The 15,289-nt window shown below is 64.7% G+C and carries 13 protein-coding genes; 4 read left to right on the top strand and 9 right to left on the bottom strand.

Annotated elements, in window-relative coordinates:
- Positions 1-47: 47 nt before the first annotated feature.
- Positions 48-1,355, bottom strand: coding sequence for a lysophospholipid transporter LplT (lplT, locus tag P0D96_RS11485; protein WP_132373908.1), 1,308 nt, complete (start codon positions 1,353-1,355; stop codon positions 48-50).
- A gap of 218 nt (positions 1,356-1,573) precedes the next feature.
- On the opposite strand from lplT, the gene alr reads away from it, so the two are divergent.
- The 3 genes from alr to P0D96_RS11500 all read left to right on the top strand — a co-directional run bounded on the left by alr (position 1,574) and on the right by P0D96_RS11500 (position 4,446).
- Positions 1,574-2,644: an alanine racemase gene (gene alr / locus P0D96_RS11490; protein ID WP_408175930.1), complete on the top strand. Its 1,071-nt coding sequence runs from the start codon at positions 1,574-1,576 to the stop codon at positions 2,642-2,644.
- A 3-nt stretch (positions 2,645-2,647) separates the two neighbouring features.
- Positions 2,648-4,024 (top strand): DNA repair protein RadA, encoded by a 1,377-nt coding sequence (radA, locus tag P0D96_RS11495; RefSeq protein WP_132373910.1) that lies wholly within the window; start codon positions 2,648-2,650, stop codon positions 4,022-4,024.
- A gap of 143 nt (positions 4,025-4,167) precedes the next feature.
- Positions 4,168-4,446 (top strand): DUF2866 domain-containing protein, encoded by a 279-nt coding sequence (locus P0D96_RS11500; RefSeq protein ID WP_408175933.1) that lies wholly within the window; start codon positions 4,168-4,170, stop codon positions 4,444-4,446.
- A 223-nt stretch (positions 4,447-4,669) separates the two neighbouring features.
- On the opposite strand, the gene P0D96_RS11505 is transcribed toward P0D96_RS11500, so the two are convergent.
- Positions 4,670-5,728, bottom strand: a complete 1,059-nt coding sequence (locus tag P0D96_RS11505) for a CaiB/BaiF CoA transferase family protein (RefSeq protein WP_408176180.1) — start codon at positions 5,726-5,728, stop codon at positions 4,670-4,672.
- Between the two features lie 133 nt (positions 5,729-5,861).
- Positions 5,862-7,817 carry an ATP-binding cassette domain-containing protein gene (locus P0D96_RS11510; RefSeq protein ID WP_132373912.1) on the bottom strand — a complete coding sequence of 652 codons (1,956 nt, stop codon included), beginning with the start codon at positions 7,815-7,817 and terminating at the stop codon, positions 5,862-5,864.
- Positions 7,818-7,952: 135 nt separating this feature from the next.
- Between P0D96_RS11510 and P0D96_RS11515 the strand changes: the two genes are divergently transcribed.
- Positions 7,953-8,432, top strand: a complete 480-nt coding sequence (locus P0D96_RS11515; RefSeq protein ID WP_408175936.1) for a glutathione peroxidase — start codon at positions 7,953-7,955, stop codon at positions 8,430-8,432.
- An 11-nt stretch (positions 8,433-8,443) separates the two neighbouring features.
- Here P0D96_RS11515 and cls read toward each other — a convergent pair whose 3' ends face one another.
- The 6 genes from cls to dapC all read right to left on the bottom strand — a co-directional run bounded on the left by cls (position 8,444) and on the right by dapC (position 14,973).
- On the bottom strand, positions 8,444-9,895 hold the full coding sequence (cls, locus tag P0D96_RS11520; RefSeq protein WP_132373914.1) for a cardiolipin synthase: 1,452 nt from the start codon (positions 9,893-9,895) through the stop codon (positions 8,444-8,446).
- 390 nt (positions 9,896-10,285) lie between these two features.
- Positions 10,286-11,170: a 50S ribosomal protein L3 N(5)-glutamine methyltransferase gene (prmB, locus tag P0D96_RS11525; protein WP_132373915.1), complete on the bottom strand. Its 885-nt coding sequence runs from the start codon at positions 11,168-11,170 to the stop codon at positions 10,286-10,288.
- A 17-nt stretch (positions 11,171-11,187) separates the two neighbouring features.
- A complete protein-coding gene (gene dapE, locus P0D96_RS11530; protein ID WP_408175938.1) occupies positions 11,188-12,327 on the bottom strand; it encodes a succinyl-diaminopimelate desuccinylase in 1,140 nt (379 codons plus the stop codon).
- Positions 12,328-12,494: 167 nt separating this feature from the next.
- The gene (locus P0D96_RS11535; RefSeq protein WP_132373917.1) at positions 12,495-12,860 is read right to left on the bottom strand and encodes an ArsC family reductase; all 366 of its coding nucleotides are present in this window, start codon (positions 12,858-12,860) and stop codon (positions 12,495-12,497) included.
- Positions 12,860-13,687, bottom strand: a complete 828-nt coding sequence (dapD, locus tag P0D96_RS11540; protein WP_027213332.1) for a 2,3,4,5-tetrahydropyridine-2,6-dicarboxylate N-succinyltransferase — start codon at positions 13,685-13,687, stop codon at positions 12,860-12,862. Before dapD ends, P0D96_RS11535 begins: the two co-directional genes overlap by 1 nt.
- A 68-nt stretch (positions 13,688-13,755) precedes the next feature.
- Positions 13,756-14,973, bottom strand: coding sequence for a succinyldiaminopimelate transaminase (dapC, locus tag P0D96_RS11545; RefSeq protein WP_408282628.1), 1,218 nt, complete (start codon positions 14,971-14,973; stop codon positions 13,756-13,758).
- Positions 14,974-15,289 lie beyond the last annotated feature (316 nt).

Below are 15,289 nucleotides of genomic sequence, written 5' to 3' on the forward strand. Positions count from 1 at the left end.
GAAGGAGGAAGGCGCGGGCCGCGACGTGAGCGGGCAGCCAGCGCGGATCAGTGCTTGACTTCGCCGATCAGCGCGACCGAATCGAACGCGCGCTGGTTGGCCTGGTGGCGCCGCATCACGAACCACATCATCACGCAGACGAAGGTGCCGAACAGCACGATCACCGCCGTGACCGGCACGTCGAGCCACACCAGCACGGCGTAGAGGCACAGCATCACGAGCACCGAGAGGTTTTCGTTGAAGTTCTGCACGGCGATCGAATGACCCGCCGACAGCAGCACGTGCCCGCGATGCTGGAGCAGCGCGTTCATCGGCACGACGAAAAAGCCCGACAGGCCGCCGACGATCATCAGAAACACATACGCGACGATCAGATAGCCCGGCACATGCACGCGGCCGAAATAGAGACCCCAATGGGCAGGGAACAGGTCGCGCGTGTAGAACGCCATCAGCATCACAGCGATGCCCATCATGATGCCGACCGGCAACACCGACAGCGACTTTTTCAACGGTACGCGGGACGCCGCGAAGATCGCGCCGGCCGCCACGCCCACGGCCACCACCGCCTGCAGGATGGCTGCTTCGGAGAGCGACATGTTGAGCGACACCTCGGCCCATTTCAGCACGATGAATTGCAGCGTCGCGCCGGCGCCCCAGAACAGCGTGGTGACGGCGAGCGAAATCTGGCCGAGCTTGTCGCGCCATAGCACGAGGAAACAGTCGGCGAAATCGGTAACGAGTTTGATCGGGCCGCGTTCCTGTTTCGGATAGCGCGCGCCGGTGTCGGGAATGCGCAGATTGAACAGCGCGGCGATGATATAGATCGCCATGATGACCAGCATCGCCGCCTCGGCGGGCGTGTTGACCGAGGGAATGTGGTGCCGCAGGATCGGCGCCGCAATGTGCGGGCTGATGAGCGCACCGCCGAGCACGGTGCCGAGAATGATCGAGCCGACGGTCGTGCCTTCGATCCAGCCGTTCGCGGCGACCAGCCGGTCAGGTGGCAGCAGTTCGGTGAGAATGCCGTACTTCGCCGGCGAGTAGGCCGCCGCGCCAAAGCCGACGATCCCATACGCGAGCAGCGGATGCGCGCCGACCAGCATCGTGATGCAACCGACGACCTTGATGGTATTGGTGATAAACATCACGCGTCCTTTCGGACGGGAGTCGGCGAAGGCGCCCACGAAGGCGGCGAGAACGACGTATGACAGCACGAAGAACAGCTTGAGCAGCGGCGTCATCCAGTTCGGGGCGTGAAGATCTTTCAGCAGTGCGATAGCAGCGATCAGAAGCGCATTGTCGGCCAGCGACGAAAAAAACTGCGCGGCCATGATGGTGTAAAAACCTTTTTTCATCTGATGCGATGCTGTCCTCGCTGCGGTCTGTCCGCCCCGGCCGCTGGTTGAGCGTCCGGGCTTATGCCGTTCGAAATGGGTTGTGCGCACGGCTTTATATCATGAAAATAGATGGATTCGGACTAGCAGAATCCTTGATCGCACCGCCCAGCGGGCTGCCGAGCGTTGAAAACGCCCTGTAAGCCGCTGATTCGCAAGCGTCTTTACGAAAATATCCCATGCCGCGCCCCCTCTCAGCCACGATTCATACCTCCGCTCTCGCCAATAATCTCGCCGTTGCCCGGCGCTACGCGCCGAAATCCAAAATCTGGGCCGTCGTCAAGGCAAACGCCTACGGGCACGGCCTTGCGCGCGTTTTTCCCGGCCTGCGCGCAACCGACGGCTTTGGGTTGCTGGACCTCGAAGAAGCCGTGAAGTTGCGTGAATTGGGCTGGGCCGGCCCGATTCTTCTGCTCGAAGGCTTCTTTCGTCCGACCGATATCGACGTGATCGACCGCTACAGCCTGACCACCGCGCTGCATTCGGACGAACAGTTGCGCATGCTCGAAATGGCGCGCCTGTCCAAGCCGGTCAACATCCAGTTGAAGATGAACACCGGCATGAATCGCCTCGGTTACACGCCGGAGAAATTCCGCGCCGCGTGGGAGCGGGCGCGCGCCTGCCAGGGCGTCGGCCAGATCACCTTGATGACCCATTTCTCGGACGCCGACGGCGATCGCGGCGTCGACTATCAGATGCAAGCGTTCGAGCGCGGCGCGCAAGGCATTGCCGGCGCGCGCAGCCTCGCCAATTCGGCCGCCACGCTGTGGCATCCCGCCACGCACTTCGATTGGGTGCGCCCGGGCATCATCATGTACGGCGCGTCGCCGTCCGGCGTGACAGCCGCGATCGAAGGCACGGGCCTGCAACCGGCCATGACGCTCGCTTCGGAACTGATCGCCGTGCAAATGCTCAACGAAGGCCATACGGTCGGCTACGGCTCGTCGTTCAAGGCGCGCGGTTCGATGCGCATCGGCGTGGTGGCGTGCGGCTACGCGGACGGCTATCCGCGCGTCGCGCCGGAAGGCACGCCGGTGATCGTCGACGGCGTGCGCACGCGGGTCGTCGGGCGCGTCTCGATGGACATGCTCACCGTCGACCTGACGCCGGTGCCGACCGCCAACGTCGGCTCGCGCGTCGAGTTGTGGGGTACCTCGCTGCCGATCGACGACGTCGCGCAGGCATGCGGCACCATCGGCTATGAGCTGATGTGCGCCGTGGCGCCGCGCGTGCCGGTACGGGCGGAATAACGCGTGGCTAAACCGAAGACGTTGTACATCTGCAGTGAATGCGGCGGGCAATCGCCGAAATGGGCCGGCCAGTGCCCGTCATGCAATGCGTGGAACACGCTGGTCGAGTCGGTGGCGGAAGCGCCGTCCACGCACCGCTTCCAGTCGCTCGCGAAGAGCGCGCCGGTGCGCCGGCTCGCCGATATCGACGCGTCCGATGTGCCGCGCTTTTCCACCGGCGTGAGTGAGTTCGACCGCGTACTCGGTGGCGGTCTGGTGCCGGGCGGCGTGGTGCTGATCGGCGGCGATCCGGGCATCGGCAAATCGACGCTGCTGCTGCAATCGCTCGCGGAGATCGCCGCCGACAAACGCGCGCTCTATATCAGCGGCGAGGAATCGGCCGCGCAGATTGCGTTGCGCGCGCAACGGCTTTCGTTGCTGGAGCCGGGCTCGAAGGCGAGCGAGCTGCAACTGCTCGCTGAAATCCAGCTCGAAAAAATTCAGGCGACGATCGCCGATCAGCGGCCCGATGTCGCGGTGATCGACTCGATCCAGACGGTCTATTCCGATGCGCTGACTTCCGCGCCGGGCTCGGTCGCCCAGGTGCGCGAGTGCGCGGCGCAACTCACGCGGATCGCCAAGCAGTCGGGCACCACCATCATCATGGTCGGCCACGTGACCAAGGAGGGCGCGCTCGCCGGGCCGCGCGTGCTCGAGCACATCGTCGACACGGTGTTGTACTTCGAGGGCGACACGCATTCCTCGTATCGGCTGGTGCGCGCGATCAAGAACCGCTTCGGCGCGGTCAACGAGCTCGGCGTGTTCGCCATGACCGAGCGCGGATTGCGCGGCGTGGCCAATCCGTCGGCGCTGTTTCTGTCGCAGCACGAGCAGTCGGTGCCGGGTTCCTGCGTGCTGGTGACGCAGGAGGGCACACGCCCGCTGCTGGTCGAAGTGCAGGCCCTCGTGGATGCCGCCAACGCGCCGAATCCGCGGCGCCTTGCGGTCGGCCTGGAACAGAACCGGCTCGCGATGCTGCTGGCGGTGCTGCACCGGCATGCCGGTATCGCGTGTTTCGATCAGGACGTGTTTCTGAACGCCGTGGGCGGCGTGAAGATTACCGAGCCCGCGGCCGACCTGGCCGTGCTGCTCGCGATTCATTCGTCCATGCGTAACAAGCCGTTGCCCAAGGGGCTGGTGGTGTTCGGGGAAGTGGGTCTCGCCGGTGAGATCCGGCCGTCGCCGCGCGGTCAGGAGCGTCTGAAGGAAGCCGCCAAACTGGGCTTTTCGGTCGCGGTGATTCCCAAGGCCAATGCGCCGAAGCAGCCGATAGAAGGCTTACAGGTCGTTGCGGTCGAGCGGATCGAACAGGCGATCGATCGGGTCCGCACGCTCGAATAGACGGGGGTTCGGGCGTCCTGGGGCGCCCGACGTTCCGTAATGCCCGGTAAATATCTCCATATTGGCTGTAACCTACCCGACATTCCTTTTTCCTAAGCTGCAAGGGTATGCATCCCTTCTGATGCCCGAAAAAGGATCGCGCCTTGAAACAGTCATATGAAACCGTAGCCGAGCAGCCGATCCAGGTGCGCGGCTGCCGCGTCTCCGCGCCTATTCGCCAGCCTTGGGGCGGCGCTTGCCGGATCGTCGAATGGATCGACACGGCAGGGCAGATTTCGCGGCGGGTGGTGGCCGAAGACGCCACGGCCGCCGAAGTTCGCGCGACGATCAATCGTCATGTGGAAGGCCGCAAGCACGTGCTGTACGACGACGAAAAGACGCCGCGTCAGACGTTGCCGCGGCAAACTGCGGCGCGGCGCTGAGGTTTGTGCGGGCGGAGCGGGCTGGCCCGGAGTGTGTCGCGTGGTTATTTTCCTGCGCTCGCGGCTCGCGGCTCGCGGCTCGCGGCTAGCCTTTGCTCCTTACGCCTTTAGCCCTCGTGGCTTCTGAGCCTTTTCTCGCCGCACAGAGCTAAGAAGTGGCGCACCAGGTGGCATTTCACCGCCGGCCGGCTGGGCCCCGCCAAGGCGCTGCTTCTCCTGCGCCTTACCTGATCAGGCTCTCTTCATCGTTTTCACCGCTCGCGCTCGCCGCATCGTAAGCCTGCGGATTGAACAGCGGATGCCGCGCGGCTTCGGCAGCCGTGAGCACCGGCGAGACACAGCAGTCGAGCGACTCCAGCAGCAAAACCCATTCTTCCAACGGACGCTTGCCGATCACGTCGGCTAGTTCCTGAGTGAGCGCGGTGGCGTCCGGACCGCCGATCGCCTGGCCGAGACTCCAGTGGCGCGTGGCCCATTCGGGCCGGTCGAGCGCCATGCAGAGCGTTTCCCAGAATTTCAGTTCGAGCGCGCCGACCGCGAGCCAGCGGTTATCGAGCGTGCGGTACAGGTTGTAGCAAGGCACACCGCCGTTCAGCAGACCGGCGCCGACGGCAGGCGCCGCGCCTTCGTTAGCGAGCGCGACCTGCGCCACGACGTTGTGCGCGTAGGTGGCATGCGTCATGGAGACATCGACGAAGCGGCCTTCGCCGCCGCGCGACACATGCCATAGCGCCGCGAGAATCTGCGTGACCGCACTCAAGGCGCCGCCGAGCAGGTCGGCAATCTGGAAATTCGGCAGGATCGGCGCGCCGTCACGGCCCGCCAGTTGATCGAGCACGCCCGCGTAGCCGATGTAGTTCAGATCGTGTCCGGCATGGTCGACGAACGGGCCGCTCGCGCCGTATCCGCTGATCGCGCAGAACACCAGCCGCGGATTGAGCGTGCGCAGCGTTTCGTAGCCGAGGCCCAGCCGCTCCATCACGCCTGGCCGGAAACTCTCGATCAGCACGTCCGCTTCCGCCGCGAGCGCGCACAGCACGTTGCGTCCCGCTTCGGATTTGAGGTCGAGGCGCGTTTCGCGCTTGCCGCGATTCACCAGCCGGTAAAACGCGCCGGGCCGCCCGGCCACGCGATCGCTCGACGACTGCATCATCGTGCGGGTGGGATCGCCGGCGCCGGGCGCTTCGATCTTCAGCACGTCGGCGCCCAGTTCGGCAAGGCGCAGGGCGGCGACCGGTCCCGGCAGCAGGCGCGTCAGGTCGAGCACACGCAGCCCTTGCAGCGCGGGCGGCGCGGAGACAGCCGACGCGGCGGCCGAAACCGTGGCCGATGAATCAGGCGTTGAGACGGATGATGTCGCGGATGACAAAGCCAACCTCCCGTCGATGCCGGCGCGGACCTGAAACTGCGTGCCGCTAGCCGATTTGTTCGAGTTCCTCATGAGTCTCGAGCCATTCGGCTTCGAGCGTTTCGAGGCGCGCGTTCACATCTGCCTGACGGCGGATCGCCTCCGTCAGTTTGCTTTTCTGCTCGGGCTCGTAACTCGCCGGATCGACGACAAAAGCATCGAGCGTCGCCTTCTCCGCGTTGAGCGCGTCCATTTCCTTTTCGATCTTCGTGATCCGGCTTTGCAGCGGTTTTTTCAGGTGCGCGAGCTTTTGACGCGTTTCCGCCTCGAGGCGCCGCTGTTCCTTGCGGTTCACGCCGTTGTCCACGCCGCTGTCGCCGCCATTGCCGCCGCTCGATGCCGCGTTCGCTTTGAGCGCTGCGCGTTGCTCGGCCGCATGTTGAAGCAGCCAGTCCCGATAGTCGTCGAGGTCACCGTCGAATTCCTGCAGGCGATGTTTCGCGACCAGCATGAATTGATCCGTGGTGGCGCGCAGCAAGTGCCGGTCGTGCGACACCAGAATCAGCGTGCCTTCGAACTGCGCGAGCGCCATGGTCAGCGCGTGACGCGTTTCGAGATCCAGGTGATTGGTCGGTTCGTCGAGCAGCAGCAGATTCGGCTTTTGCCAGATGATCAGCGCGAGCGCGAGGCGGGCTTTTTCACCGCCAGAGAAGGGCGCGATCTTCGAGGTCGCCATCTCGCCGGAAAAATTGAAGCTGCCGAGGAAGTCGCGCAATTCCTGCTCGCGCGTGTCCGGTGCGAGACGCGCGAGGTGCTGCAACGGGGTGTCGTCGGGGCGCAGCGTTTCGAGCTGATGCTGCGCGAAGTAGCCGATGCGCAGCCCTTTGCCTTCGCGCACGTGGCCGCCGAGCGCCTCGAGCGTGCCGGCGAGCGTCTTGATCAGCGTGGATTTGCCTTGGCCGTTGGCGCCGAGCAGCCCGATGCGCTGACCGTTCTGGATCGACAGCATGACGTGATCGACGATCGGAATCTCGACGGCGGGGTCGCTCTCGCTCCGATAGCCGCAGCGCACGCCTTCCATCACCATCATCGGATTCGGCGCGGAATCGGGCGTGCGGAATTCGAACGTGAACGGCGAGGACGCGTGCGCCGGCGCGATCAGCTCCATCTTTTCCAACGCCTTGACGCGGCTCTGCGCCTGGCGCGCCTTGGTGGCCTGCGCCTTGAAGCGGTTGATGTAGCTCTGCAAATGCTCGACCGTGCGCTGCTGCTTTTCGTACGCGCTTTGCTGCAACGCGATCTGTTGTGCGCGCAGCACTTCGAATTGCGAGTAGTTGCCGCCGTAGCGCTTGATCTGCTGCTGTTCCAGATGCAGCGTGACGTTGCAGACCGAATCGAGGAATTCGCGGTCGTGCGAGATCACGATCAGTGTGCCCGGATAACGGGCCAGCCAGTCTTCCAGCCAGACGATCGCGTCGAGATCCAGGTGGTTCGTCGGTTCGTCGAGCAGCAGCAGATCGGAGCGGCACATCAGCGCCTGCGCGAGGTTCAGGCGCATGCGCCAGCCGCCAGAAAAGCTGCTGACCGGCTCGCGCGTCTGTTCCAGCGTGAAGCCGAGGCCGAGCAGCAGGGCTTCGGCGCGCGCGGGCGCGGTGTAGCCGTCGGCGTCGGCGAATGCGGCGTGCGCTTCGCCTTCGGCCGCGCCGTCGTGCGCGGCGGAGGCGGCGGCAATCGCCGCTTCGATCGCGCGCAAAGCGGCGTCGCCGTCCAGCGTGTAGGCGAGGGCGGTCTTGTCCGCGGCAGGCGTTTCCTGCGCGACGTGGGCGATCTGCCAGTTCGGCGGGATCGAAAAATCGCCGCCGTCAGCATGCAGCTCGCCAAGCAGCACGGCGAACAGCGTCGACTTGCCCGCGCCGTTCGCCCCCACCAGGCCGGCCTTTTCGCCGGGGTTGAGGGTGAACGTGGTGTTGTCGAAGAGCGGCTTGGTGCCGCGCGCGAGGCTGAACTGGTTAAAGCGGATCACGAAAAGGCCGACTGAAGAAAACCGCTATTTTAGACTGCCGGGCCCGACACCGGGCGCTCAACCGGGATCGGCCATTCGGCCGACTGTACCGGCGAAGCTTTTGGCATAGACTGACGGCTTTCACGGGGGGAACACATGACATCGATTTATTCGTTTGCAGCACGTACGTTGGGCGGCGAGGAAGTGAGCCTCGGGCAGTACGACGGCAAGGTTCTGCTGATCGTCAACACGGCGAGCGAATGCGGGTTCACGCCGCAGTACGCGGGCTTGCAAAAGCTGTACGACACCTATGCGGCACGCGGGCTCGCGGTGCTCGGATTTCCCTGCAACCAGTTCGGCAAGCAGGAGCCGGGCGACGCCGCGCAGATCGGCAGTTTCTGTGAAAAGAACTACGGCGTGACCTTTCCGATGTTCGACAAGGTCGACGTGAACGGTGCGAACGCGCATCCGCTGTTCCGCTATCTGACGGGCGAGGCGCCGGGCCTGCTGGGGCTGGAAGCGATCAAGTGGAATTTCACCAAGTTCCTGATCGGCCGCGACGGCAACGTGGTGAAGCGCTATGCGCCGCTGACGAAGCCCGAGGCGATTACCGAAGATATCGAAAAGCTGCTGTAAGCCGGCGGCCGCTACAGGATCGGCGAAAAGAGACGCGCCACGTGCATCAACACGCGTTTCAAAGCGGTGGCCTTGCGGTATTCATTGCGGTCGATTTCACGCGATTCGGCGAAGTCGGCCAGCAGCATCGTTTCGACCTCTTTGGCGAAGCCGCGATCCACGGTCAGCACCATGATCTCGAAGTTCAGCCGGAACGAGCGGTTGTCGAGATTGGCGCTGCCGATCGCCGCGGCCGCGCTGTCGATCAGCACGACCTTCTGATGCAGAAAGCCCGGCTGGTAGCGGAAGATCCGGATTCCCGCGCGTAGTGAGTCGTACGCGTACAGTTTCGAGGCGGCGAACACCACGAGGTGATCGCGCCGGCTCGGAATCAGAATGCGCACGTCCACACCGCGCAGCGCCGCGAGCCGCAAGGCCGAGAATACCGCCTCGTCGGGGATCAGGTAGGGCGAGGTGATCCAGACTCGCTCGCGCGCCGCGTTGATCGCTTCGACGAAAAAGAGCGAGCAGGTCTCCTGCTTGTCCGCCGGACCGCTCGGCACGACGAGGCAGTGCATGCCTTGGCCCGCCGCGGGGTCGGCGACCGGAGCGGGCGGCATGTCGAACTCGGGCAACTGCTGCGTGGCCCAGTGCCAGTCTTCCGTGAACACGAACTGGATGCTGGCGACCGCCGGGCCGCGCACCTCGATATGCGTATCGCGCCACGGCGAGAGCGGCGGCTTGCCGCCGAGATATTCCACGCCCACGTTGTGTCCGCCGACAAACGCGCGTTCGCCATCCACCGAAACGATCTTGCGGTGATTGCGGAAGTTCAGTTGCAGACGATTGACGAAGCGGCGATTGGTAGCGAACGGATGCGTCTCCACGCCGCCGGCGCGCAGCGCCGCCACATAGCGGTGTGGCAGATCGAAGCTGCCGATGCTGTCGTACAGGAAATAGACGCGCACGCCTTGTTGCGCTTTCGCGATCAGCGCGTCTTTGAGCATCTCGCCGAGCGCGTCGTCGCGCACGATGAAGAACTGCACGATCACGTAGCGGCGCGCGTTCTCGATCGCTTCGAAGATGGCCTCGAAGGTCGCCGCGCCGTTCACCAGCGTGCGTACCGAGTTGCCGGGCAGAAACGGCATGCCGCCGAGGCGCGTGAGCGAATGCACGAGCCTGCCGCCGAGCTCCAGCGTGGGCAGGCCCGCCGACGACGCGCGCGTGTCCCATTCCGGCGGATGCGCGCGCGTGCGCAGCAGTTCGTTCTCGACGCGGCGTGCGTCCGCGTAGCCGGCAAACTTGCTACGGCCGAGGAACAGATACGGCACCAGCGTCAGATAAGGCATCGCGACCAGCGACACGGCCCACGCGATCGCACCTTGCGAAGTGCGCGTGTTGAGAATCGCGTGGCATGCCGCGGCCACGCCGAGAATGTGGCAGAGGGCGACCAGCGTGCCGATGTGAAGCAGGTCGAATTGCATAGGCAGGGTTGGGTTGGCGAAGCGCTGCCTCGGCCGGCTCGATAGGCGCCGGGCAGCTGACCGCGCCCATCTTACCGAACGTGCGTGCGTTGAGGGTGGGGAATGGTCAAGCCGCAGTCAAGCTTCGGGGGCGCGTGCGCGAATGCGGTGTGGTCGACGTGGGCAGAACATTTTTGCTTTTGCCTGGTCGTAAGCGCGCGAGTCGGGCGTGGGATGTTGGACGAGACTTGGGATCGAAGCGAGCGCTCGTGAAAGCGGCTTCGTTTGGACGCGCGACGCGCAGAGATTGGGCGCAAAGCGAGCGCCCGGTAAAGCGGCTTTGCTCAGGCGCACTGCGCACAGCAGGTCAAGCCCGCCATGCGCACCGCATCCCGAAGAAGCGATAAAACCTCAAACCGGCAAATCGGCCGCCTGGATCAGGAACACGTTATCGTCGCCGGCACTGGTGGACAGCCAGACCAGATCGAGCCCGCCGAACGCCGCTTCCACGTTCGCCCGCTCGTTGCCGATCTCGACGACCAGCACGCCTTCGTCGGTCAGCCAGTTGCGCGCTTCGGCGATGATCCGCCGCACGATGTCCATGCCGTCGACGCCACCCGCCAGCGCCATGTCCGGCTCGTGCTTGTATTCGGCCGGCAGATCCTGCATCGACGCCGCGTTCACGTACGGCGGGTTGCTGATGATCACGTCGTAGCGGCGCTCGGCGAGCGGCGCGTACAGATCGCCTTCGAACAGCGCGACGCGGTCGTCGAGCTTGTAGTCCGTGACGTTGCGCGCGGCGACTTCCAGCGCGGGCGCCGACAGATCCACCGCGTCGATATCCGCGTTCTGGAACGCATGCGCGGCGAGAATCGCGAGGCAGCCGGAGCCGGTGCACAACTCCAGCACGGCGCTCACCTGCTCGGGATCTTCCACGTAGGGCTGCAAACCGTCCTGCAGCAATTCGCCGATGAACGAACGCGGCACGATCACGCGCTCGTCCACGTGGAAGCGGAAGCCGTGCATCCAGGCTTCCTGCGTGATGTAGGCGGCCGGCACGCGCTCGGTGGCGCGGCGCTCGATCACGTTCAGCACGGCGTCGATTTCAGCCGCGGTCAAACGCGCGTCCAGAAACGGATCCAGCAGATCGAGCGGCAGATGCAGCGTGTGCAGGACCAGATAGACGGCTTCGTCGTAGGCATTGGCCGAGCCGTGGCCGAACGACAGATCGGCCTGGTTGAAGCGCGAGACCGCGAAACGCAGCAGGTCGCGAACGGTGGAAAACGGGAGCGTCATCGCAAATAGTCCTTGGGTCACGCAATCAGTTGTTCGAGCACGCGGCGATACACGTTCTTCAGCGGCTCGATGTGTGCGACTTCGATATGTTCGTCGATCTTGTGGATGCTGGCGTTCAGCGGGCCGAATTCGATCACCTGCTTGCAGATGCGCGCGATGAAGCGGCCGTCCGAGGTGCCGCCGGTGGTCGACAGTTCAGTGGTGACACCGGTTTCGTCCTTGATCGCCTTGGCGAGCGCGTTCGACAGATCGCCGCGCGGCGTGAGGAACGGCAAGCCGCTCACGGTCCATTGCAGATCGTAGTCCAGATCGTGCTTGTCGAGGATCGCGTGCACGCGGGCCTGCAGACCTTCAACCGTGCTGGCCGTCGAGAAGCGGAAGTTGAACATCACGTCCGCATGGCCCGGAATCACGTTGGTCGCGCCGGTGCCGCTATGAATGTTCGACACCTGCCACGTGGTGGGCGGGAAGTATTCGTTGCCGTCGTCCCAGCGTTCGGCGACCAGTTCGGCCAGCGCGGGCGCGAGCAGATGCACCGGATTCTTCGCCAGATGCGGATAGGCGATATGGCCTTGCACGCCTTTGACGATCAGCTTGCCCGACATCGAACCGCGCCGGCCGTTCTTCACCATATCGCCGAATTGCGCGCTCGAAGTCGGTTCGCCGACGACGCAGTAGTCCATGCGCTCGCCGCGCGCCTGCAGGGCCTCGACGACCTTGACGGTGCCGTCGGTGGCGGGGCCTTCTTCGTCGCTCGTGATCAGGAAGGCGATCGAGCCGCGGTGCGCCGGGTGCGCGGCGACGAACTCCTCGCTCGCCACCACGAAGCCCGCGATCGACGCTTTCATGTCCGCCGCGCCGCGGCCATACAGCTTGCCGTCGCGACGGGTCGGCTCGAACGGCGCCGAGTGCCATTGTTCGAGCGGGCCGGTCGGCACCACGTCGGTATGGCCGGCGAACGCGAGCAGCTTGCCCGCGGTGCCGTCGACGCCGCGTTTAACGGCCCACAGGTTGGTCACGCCGTTCGATTCGATGGTCTCGTGCTCGAAGCCGAGCGCGGACAGGCGCTCGATCAGGAGGCGCTGGCAATGCTGGTCGTCGGGCGTGACGGACGCACGCGCGATCAGTTGTTCGGTAAGGGCGAGGGTGCCGGACATGGATTCGATACAGCCACTTTGAAATGAAAAAATGCCGGCTGGCGGTTGAACACCGCAGCCGGCAACAGCTTTTGAGCCACGCGGCCGAGGCCGCGTTTTACTACGTACCGCGACTACGTGTTGCGCTCAGTTGCGCGAAATCACGCTTCAGGCCAGGCCGCGCAGGCTCACGCGAACAGCGCTGTGTAGTCGTCCGCCGAAAAGCCGAGCGACTTGACGCGCCCGTTGACCACCAGCACAGGCCGCTTGATTACCGACGGCTTGTGGATCATCAACGCGATCGCGCCCGACTGCGTGTCCGCGGCCGCCTTCATGTCGTCGGACAGGGCGCGCCACGTGGTGCCGCGCCGGTTCAGCAAGGCGTCGAGCTTCACGTCTTTCAGCCAGTCCTGCACGAGCGGTTCGGTCACGCCGTGTTTCTTGAAGTCGTGGAACTCGAACTCGACGCCGTGCTCTTCAAGCCACACGCGGGCTTTCTTCACGGTATCGCAGTTCGGGATGCCGTAGACGACGGTTTTCGTGCCGCGCGCCATCAGTCGCCTCGCAGCAGCTCGTTCAAGCCGACCTTCGCGCGCGTCTTGGCGTCGACCTTCTTGACGATCACGGCGCAGTAGAGGCTGTGCGAGCCGTCTTTCGACGGCAGGTTGCCCGCCACCACCACCGAGCCCGCCGGAATGCGGCCATACGTGACTTCGCCGGTTTCGCGGTCGTAAATCTTGGTGCTCTGGCCGAGGTACACGCCCATCGAGATCACCGAGTTTTCTTCGACGATCACGCCTTCCACCACTTCCGAACGCGCTCCGATAAAGCAGTTGTCTTCGATGATCACCGGGTTCGCCTGCAGCGGCTCGAGCACGCCGCCGATGCCCACGCCACCCGACAGGTGCACGTTCTTGCCGATCTGCGCGCACGAACCGACGGTGGCCCACGTGTCGACCATCGTGCCTTCGTCCACGTACGCGCCGATGTTCGTGTACGACGGCATCAGCACGACGTTCTTCGCGATGAACGAGCCGCGGCGCGCGATCGCGGGCGGCACCACGCGGAAGCCGCCGGCGGCGAAGTCTTCAGCGGTGTAGTTGGCGAACTTCGACGGCACCTTGTCGTAGAACTGCGAGTAGCCACCGGCCGGCATCGGCGCGTTGTCTTCCAGGCGGAACGACAGCAGCACGGCTTTCTTCAGCCACTGATTGACGACCCAGTCGCCGTCCTTCTTTTCCGCGACGCGCAGCGCGCCCTTGTCCAGTTGCTCGATGGCGTGGGCGACGGCTTCGCGCACGTCGGCCGGAGCGGCCTTCGGCGACAGTTCGGCGCGGTTTTCCCAGGCGGTGTCAATGATCTGCTGAAGTTGTTGCGACATATGCGTGCTTTATCGAAGAGTTGAAGTCTGAAGAAGGGATGCGGTGCGCGGGGTCGCAAAGTGAAAACTCAACCCGCCAGCGCGCGGCAAAAATCGACGATCCGCTGCGCGCCCTGCGTGCATTCGTCGACGTCGGCGACGAGCGCCATGCGCACGAAATTGCGGCCGGGGTTCACACCGTGCGCAGTGCGCGCGAGGAACGAGCCCGGCAGAACCGTCACATTATAGTCGGCGTAGAGGCGCTGGGCGAACTCGGTGTCCGTGAGGCCCGTGCGCGAGACATCCACCCACAGGTAGAACGCGGCGTCCGGCAGGCGCACGTCGAGCACCTCGGCGAGCATCGGCGTCACGGTGGAAAACTTCCGCACGTACTTCGCGCGGTTCTCGCGCACGTGCGTCTCGTCATTCCAGGCCACGATGCTGGCACTCTGGAACACTGTCGACAAGGCCGCGCCGTGGTATGTCCGGTATAGCAGGAAGTCCTTGAGAATCGCCGCATCGCCCGCGACGAAGCCCGAGCGCATGCCCGGCACGTTCGAGCGTTTGGACAGGCTCGACAGCATGACGAGCCGCTCGAAACCGCGGCCGAGCCGGTGGGCCGCTTCCAGGCCGCCGAGCGGCGGGTTGGCTTCGTCGAAATAGATTTCGGAGTAGCACTCGTCCGAGGCGATCACGAAGCCGTAGCGGTCCGACAGCGCGAACAGTTCGCGCCAGTCGTCGAGCGTGAGCACCGCACCGGTCGGATTGCCGGGCGAGCAGACGTAGAGCAGTTGCGTGCGCGCCCAGATGTCGGCCGGCACCGCCGAGTAGTCGCAGGCGAAGTTGCGCGCCGGGGCGCTATTCACGAAGTACGGCTGCGCGCCGGCCAGAATCGCCGCGCCTTCGTAGATTTGGTAGAACGGGTTCGGACAGAGTACGATCGCAGGCTCGCTGTCAGCATTCTTTTTCGGATCGAGCACGGTCTGGGCGAGCGCGAACAGCGCCTCGCGCGAACCCGACACCGGCAGCACCTGGGTGGCCGGATCGACCGGCGGCAGGTTGTAGCGCCGCGTGACCCACTTTGCGATCGACTCGCGCAGCGCCGGCGACCCGATCGTGGCCGGATACGAGGACAAACCGCCGAGCGAGGCCACCACCGCGTCGCGGATCAGCGCGGGCGTAGGGTGTTTCGGCTCGCCGATGCCGAAGCTGATATGCGCGAGGCCGGCGGTCGGCGTGAGCTCCGCGAAAAGCGCGCGCAGCTTTTCGAACGGGTAGGGCTGAAGGGAGTCGAGTAGCGGATTCACTGGGCGGATCGAGCCTGATCGAAGAGGGGCACAGACGGATGCGGAAAGAAGCGGGGCACGCGCGCCGGCGGTCAAGCGCACAAGGTGCGCGAAACACACGGCAGAGCGGCAAGCGGATGATTATAGCGTGGTGCGCATGGCGTGGCGGGCGTAGCCTCGCGCAGCCGTTCACGGGCAGATTTGGCGCCGGCGGCACGCACAGGCGATTCACGGCCGCGCCGTAAAAGGTAAGTTGAACGGTTAAGCAGTTGAACAGGTAAGAGGACATCGCGCCGTTGAGCAACGGCGCAACCCGCCAGGCGGCGCAGGCAATGCG

This window comes from Paraburkholderia sp. RL17-347-BIC-D (genome assembly GCF_046027915.1).
Classification (GTDB): domain Bacteria; phylum Pseudomonadota; class Gammaproteobacteria; order Burkholderiales; family Burkholderiaceae; genus Paraburkholderia.

What these genes read in the sequence shown, in the direction of transcription:
- P0D96_RS11535 (WP_132373917.1), bottom strand. Translation starts at nt 12,860, where the DNA reads ATGGCGCGCGGCACGAAAACCGTCGTCTACGGCATCCCGAACTGCGAT.
- dapD (WP_027213332.1), bottom strand. Translation starts at nt 13,687, where the DNA reads ATGTCGCAACAACTTCAGCAGATCATTGACACCGCCTGGGAAAACCGC.
- alr (WP_408175930.1), top strand. Translation starts at nt 1,574, where the DNA reads ATGCCGCGCCCCCTCTCAGCCACGATTCATACCTCCGCTCTCGCCAAT.
- P0D96_RS11515 (WP_408175936.1), top strand. Translation starts at nt 7,953, where the DNA reads ATGACATCGATTTATTCGTTTGCAGCACGTACGTTGGGCGGCGAGGAA.
- dapE (WP_408175938.1), bottom strand. Translation starts at nt 12,327, where the DNA reads ATGTCCGGCACCCTCGCCCTTACCGAACAACTGATCGCGCGTGCGTCC.
- cls (WP_132373914.1), bottom strand. Translation starts at nt 9,895, where the DNA reads ATGCAATTCGACCTGCTTCACATCGGCACGCTGGTCGCCCTCTGCCAC.
- prmB (WP_132373915.1), bottom strand. Translation starts at nt 11,170, where the DNA reads ATGACGCTCCCGTTTTCCACCGTTCGCGACCTGCTGCGTTTCGCGGTC.
- lplT (WP_132373908.1), bottom strand. Translation starts at nt 1,355, where the DNA reads ATGAAAAAAGGTTTTTACACCATCATGGCCGCGCAGTTTTTTTCGTCG.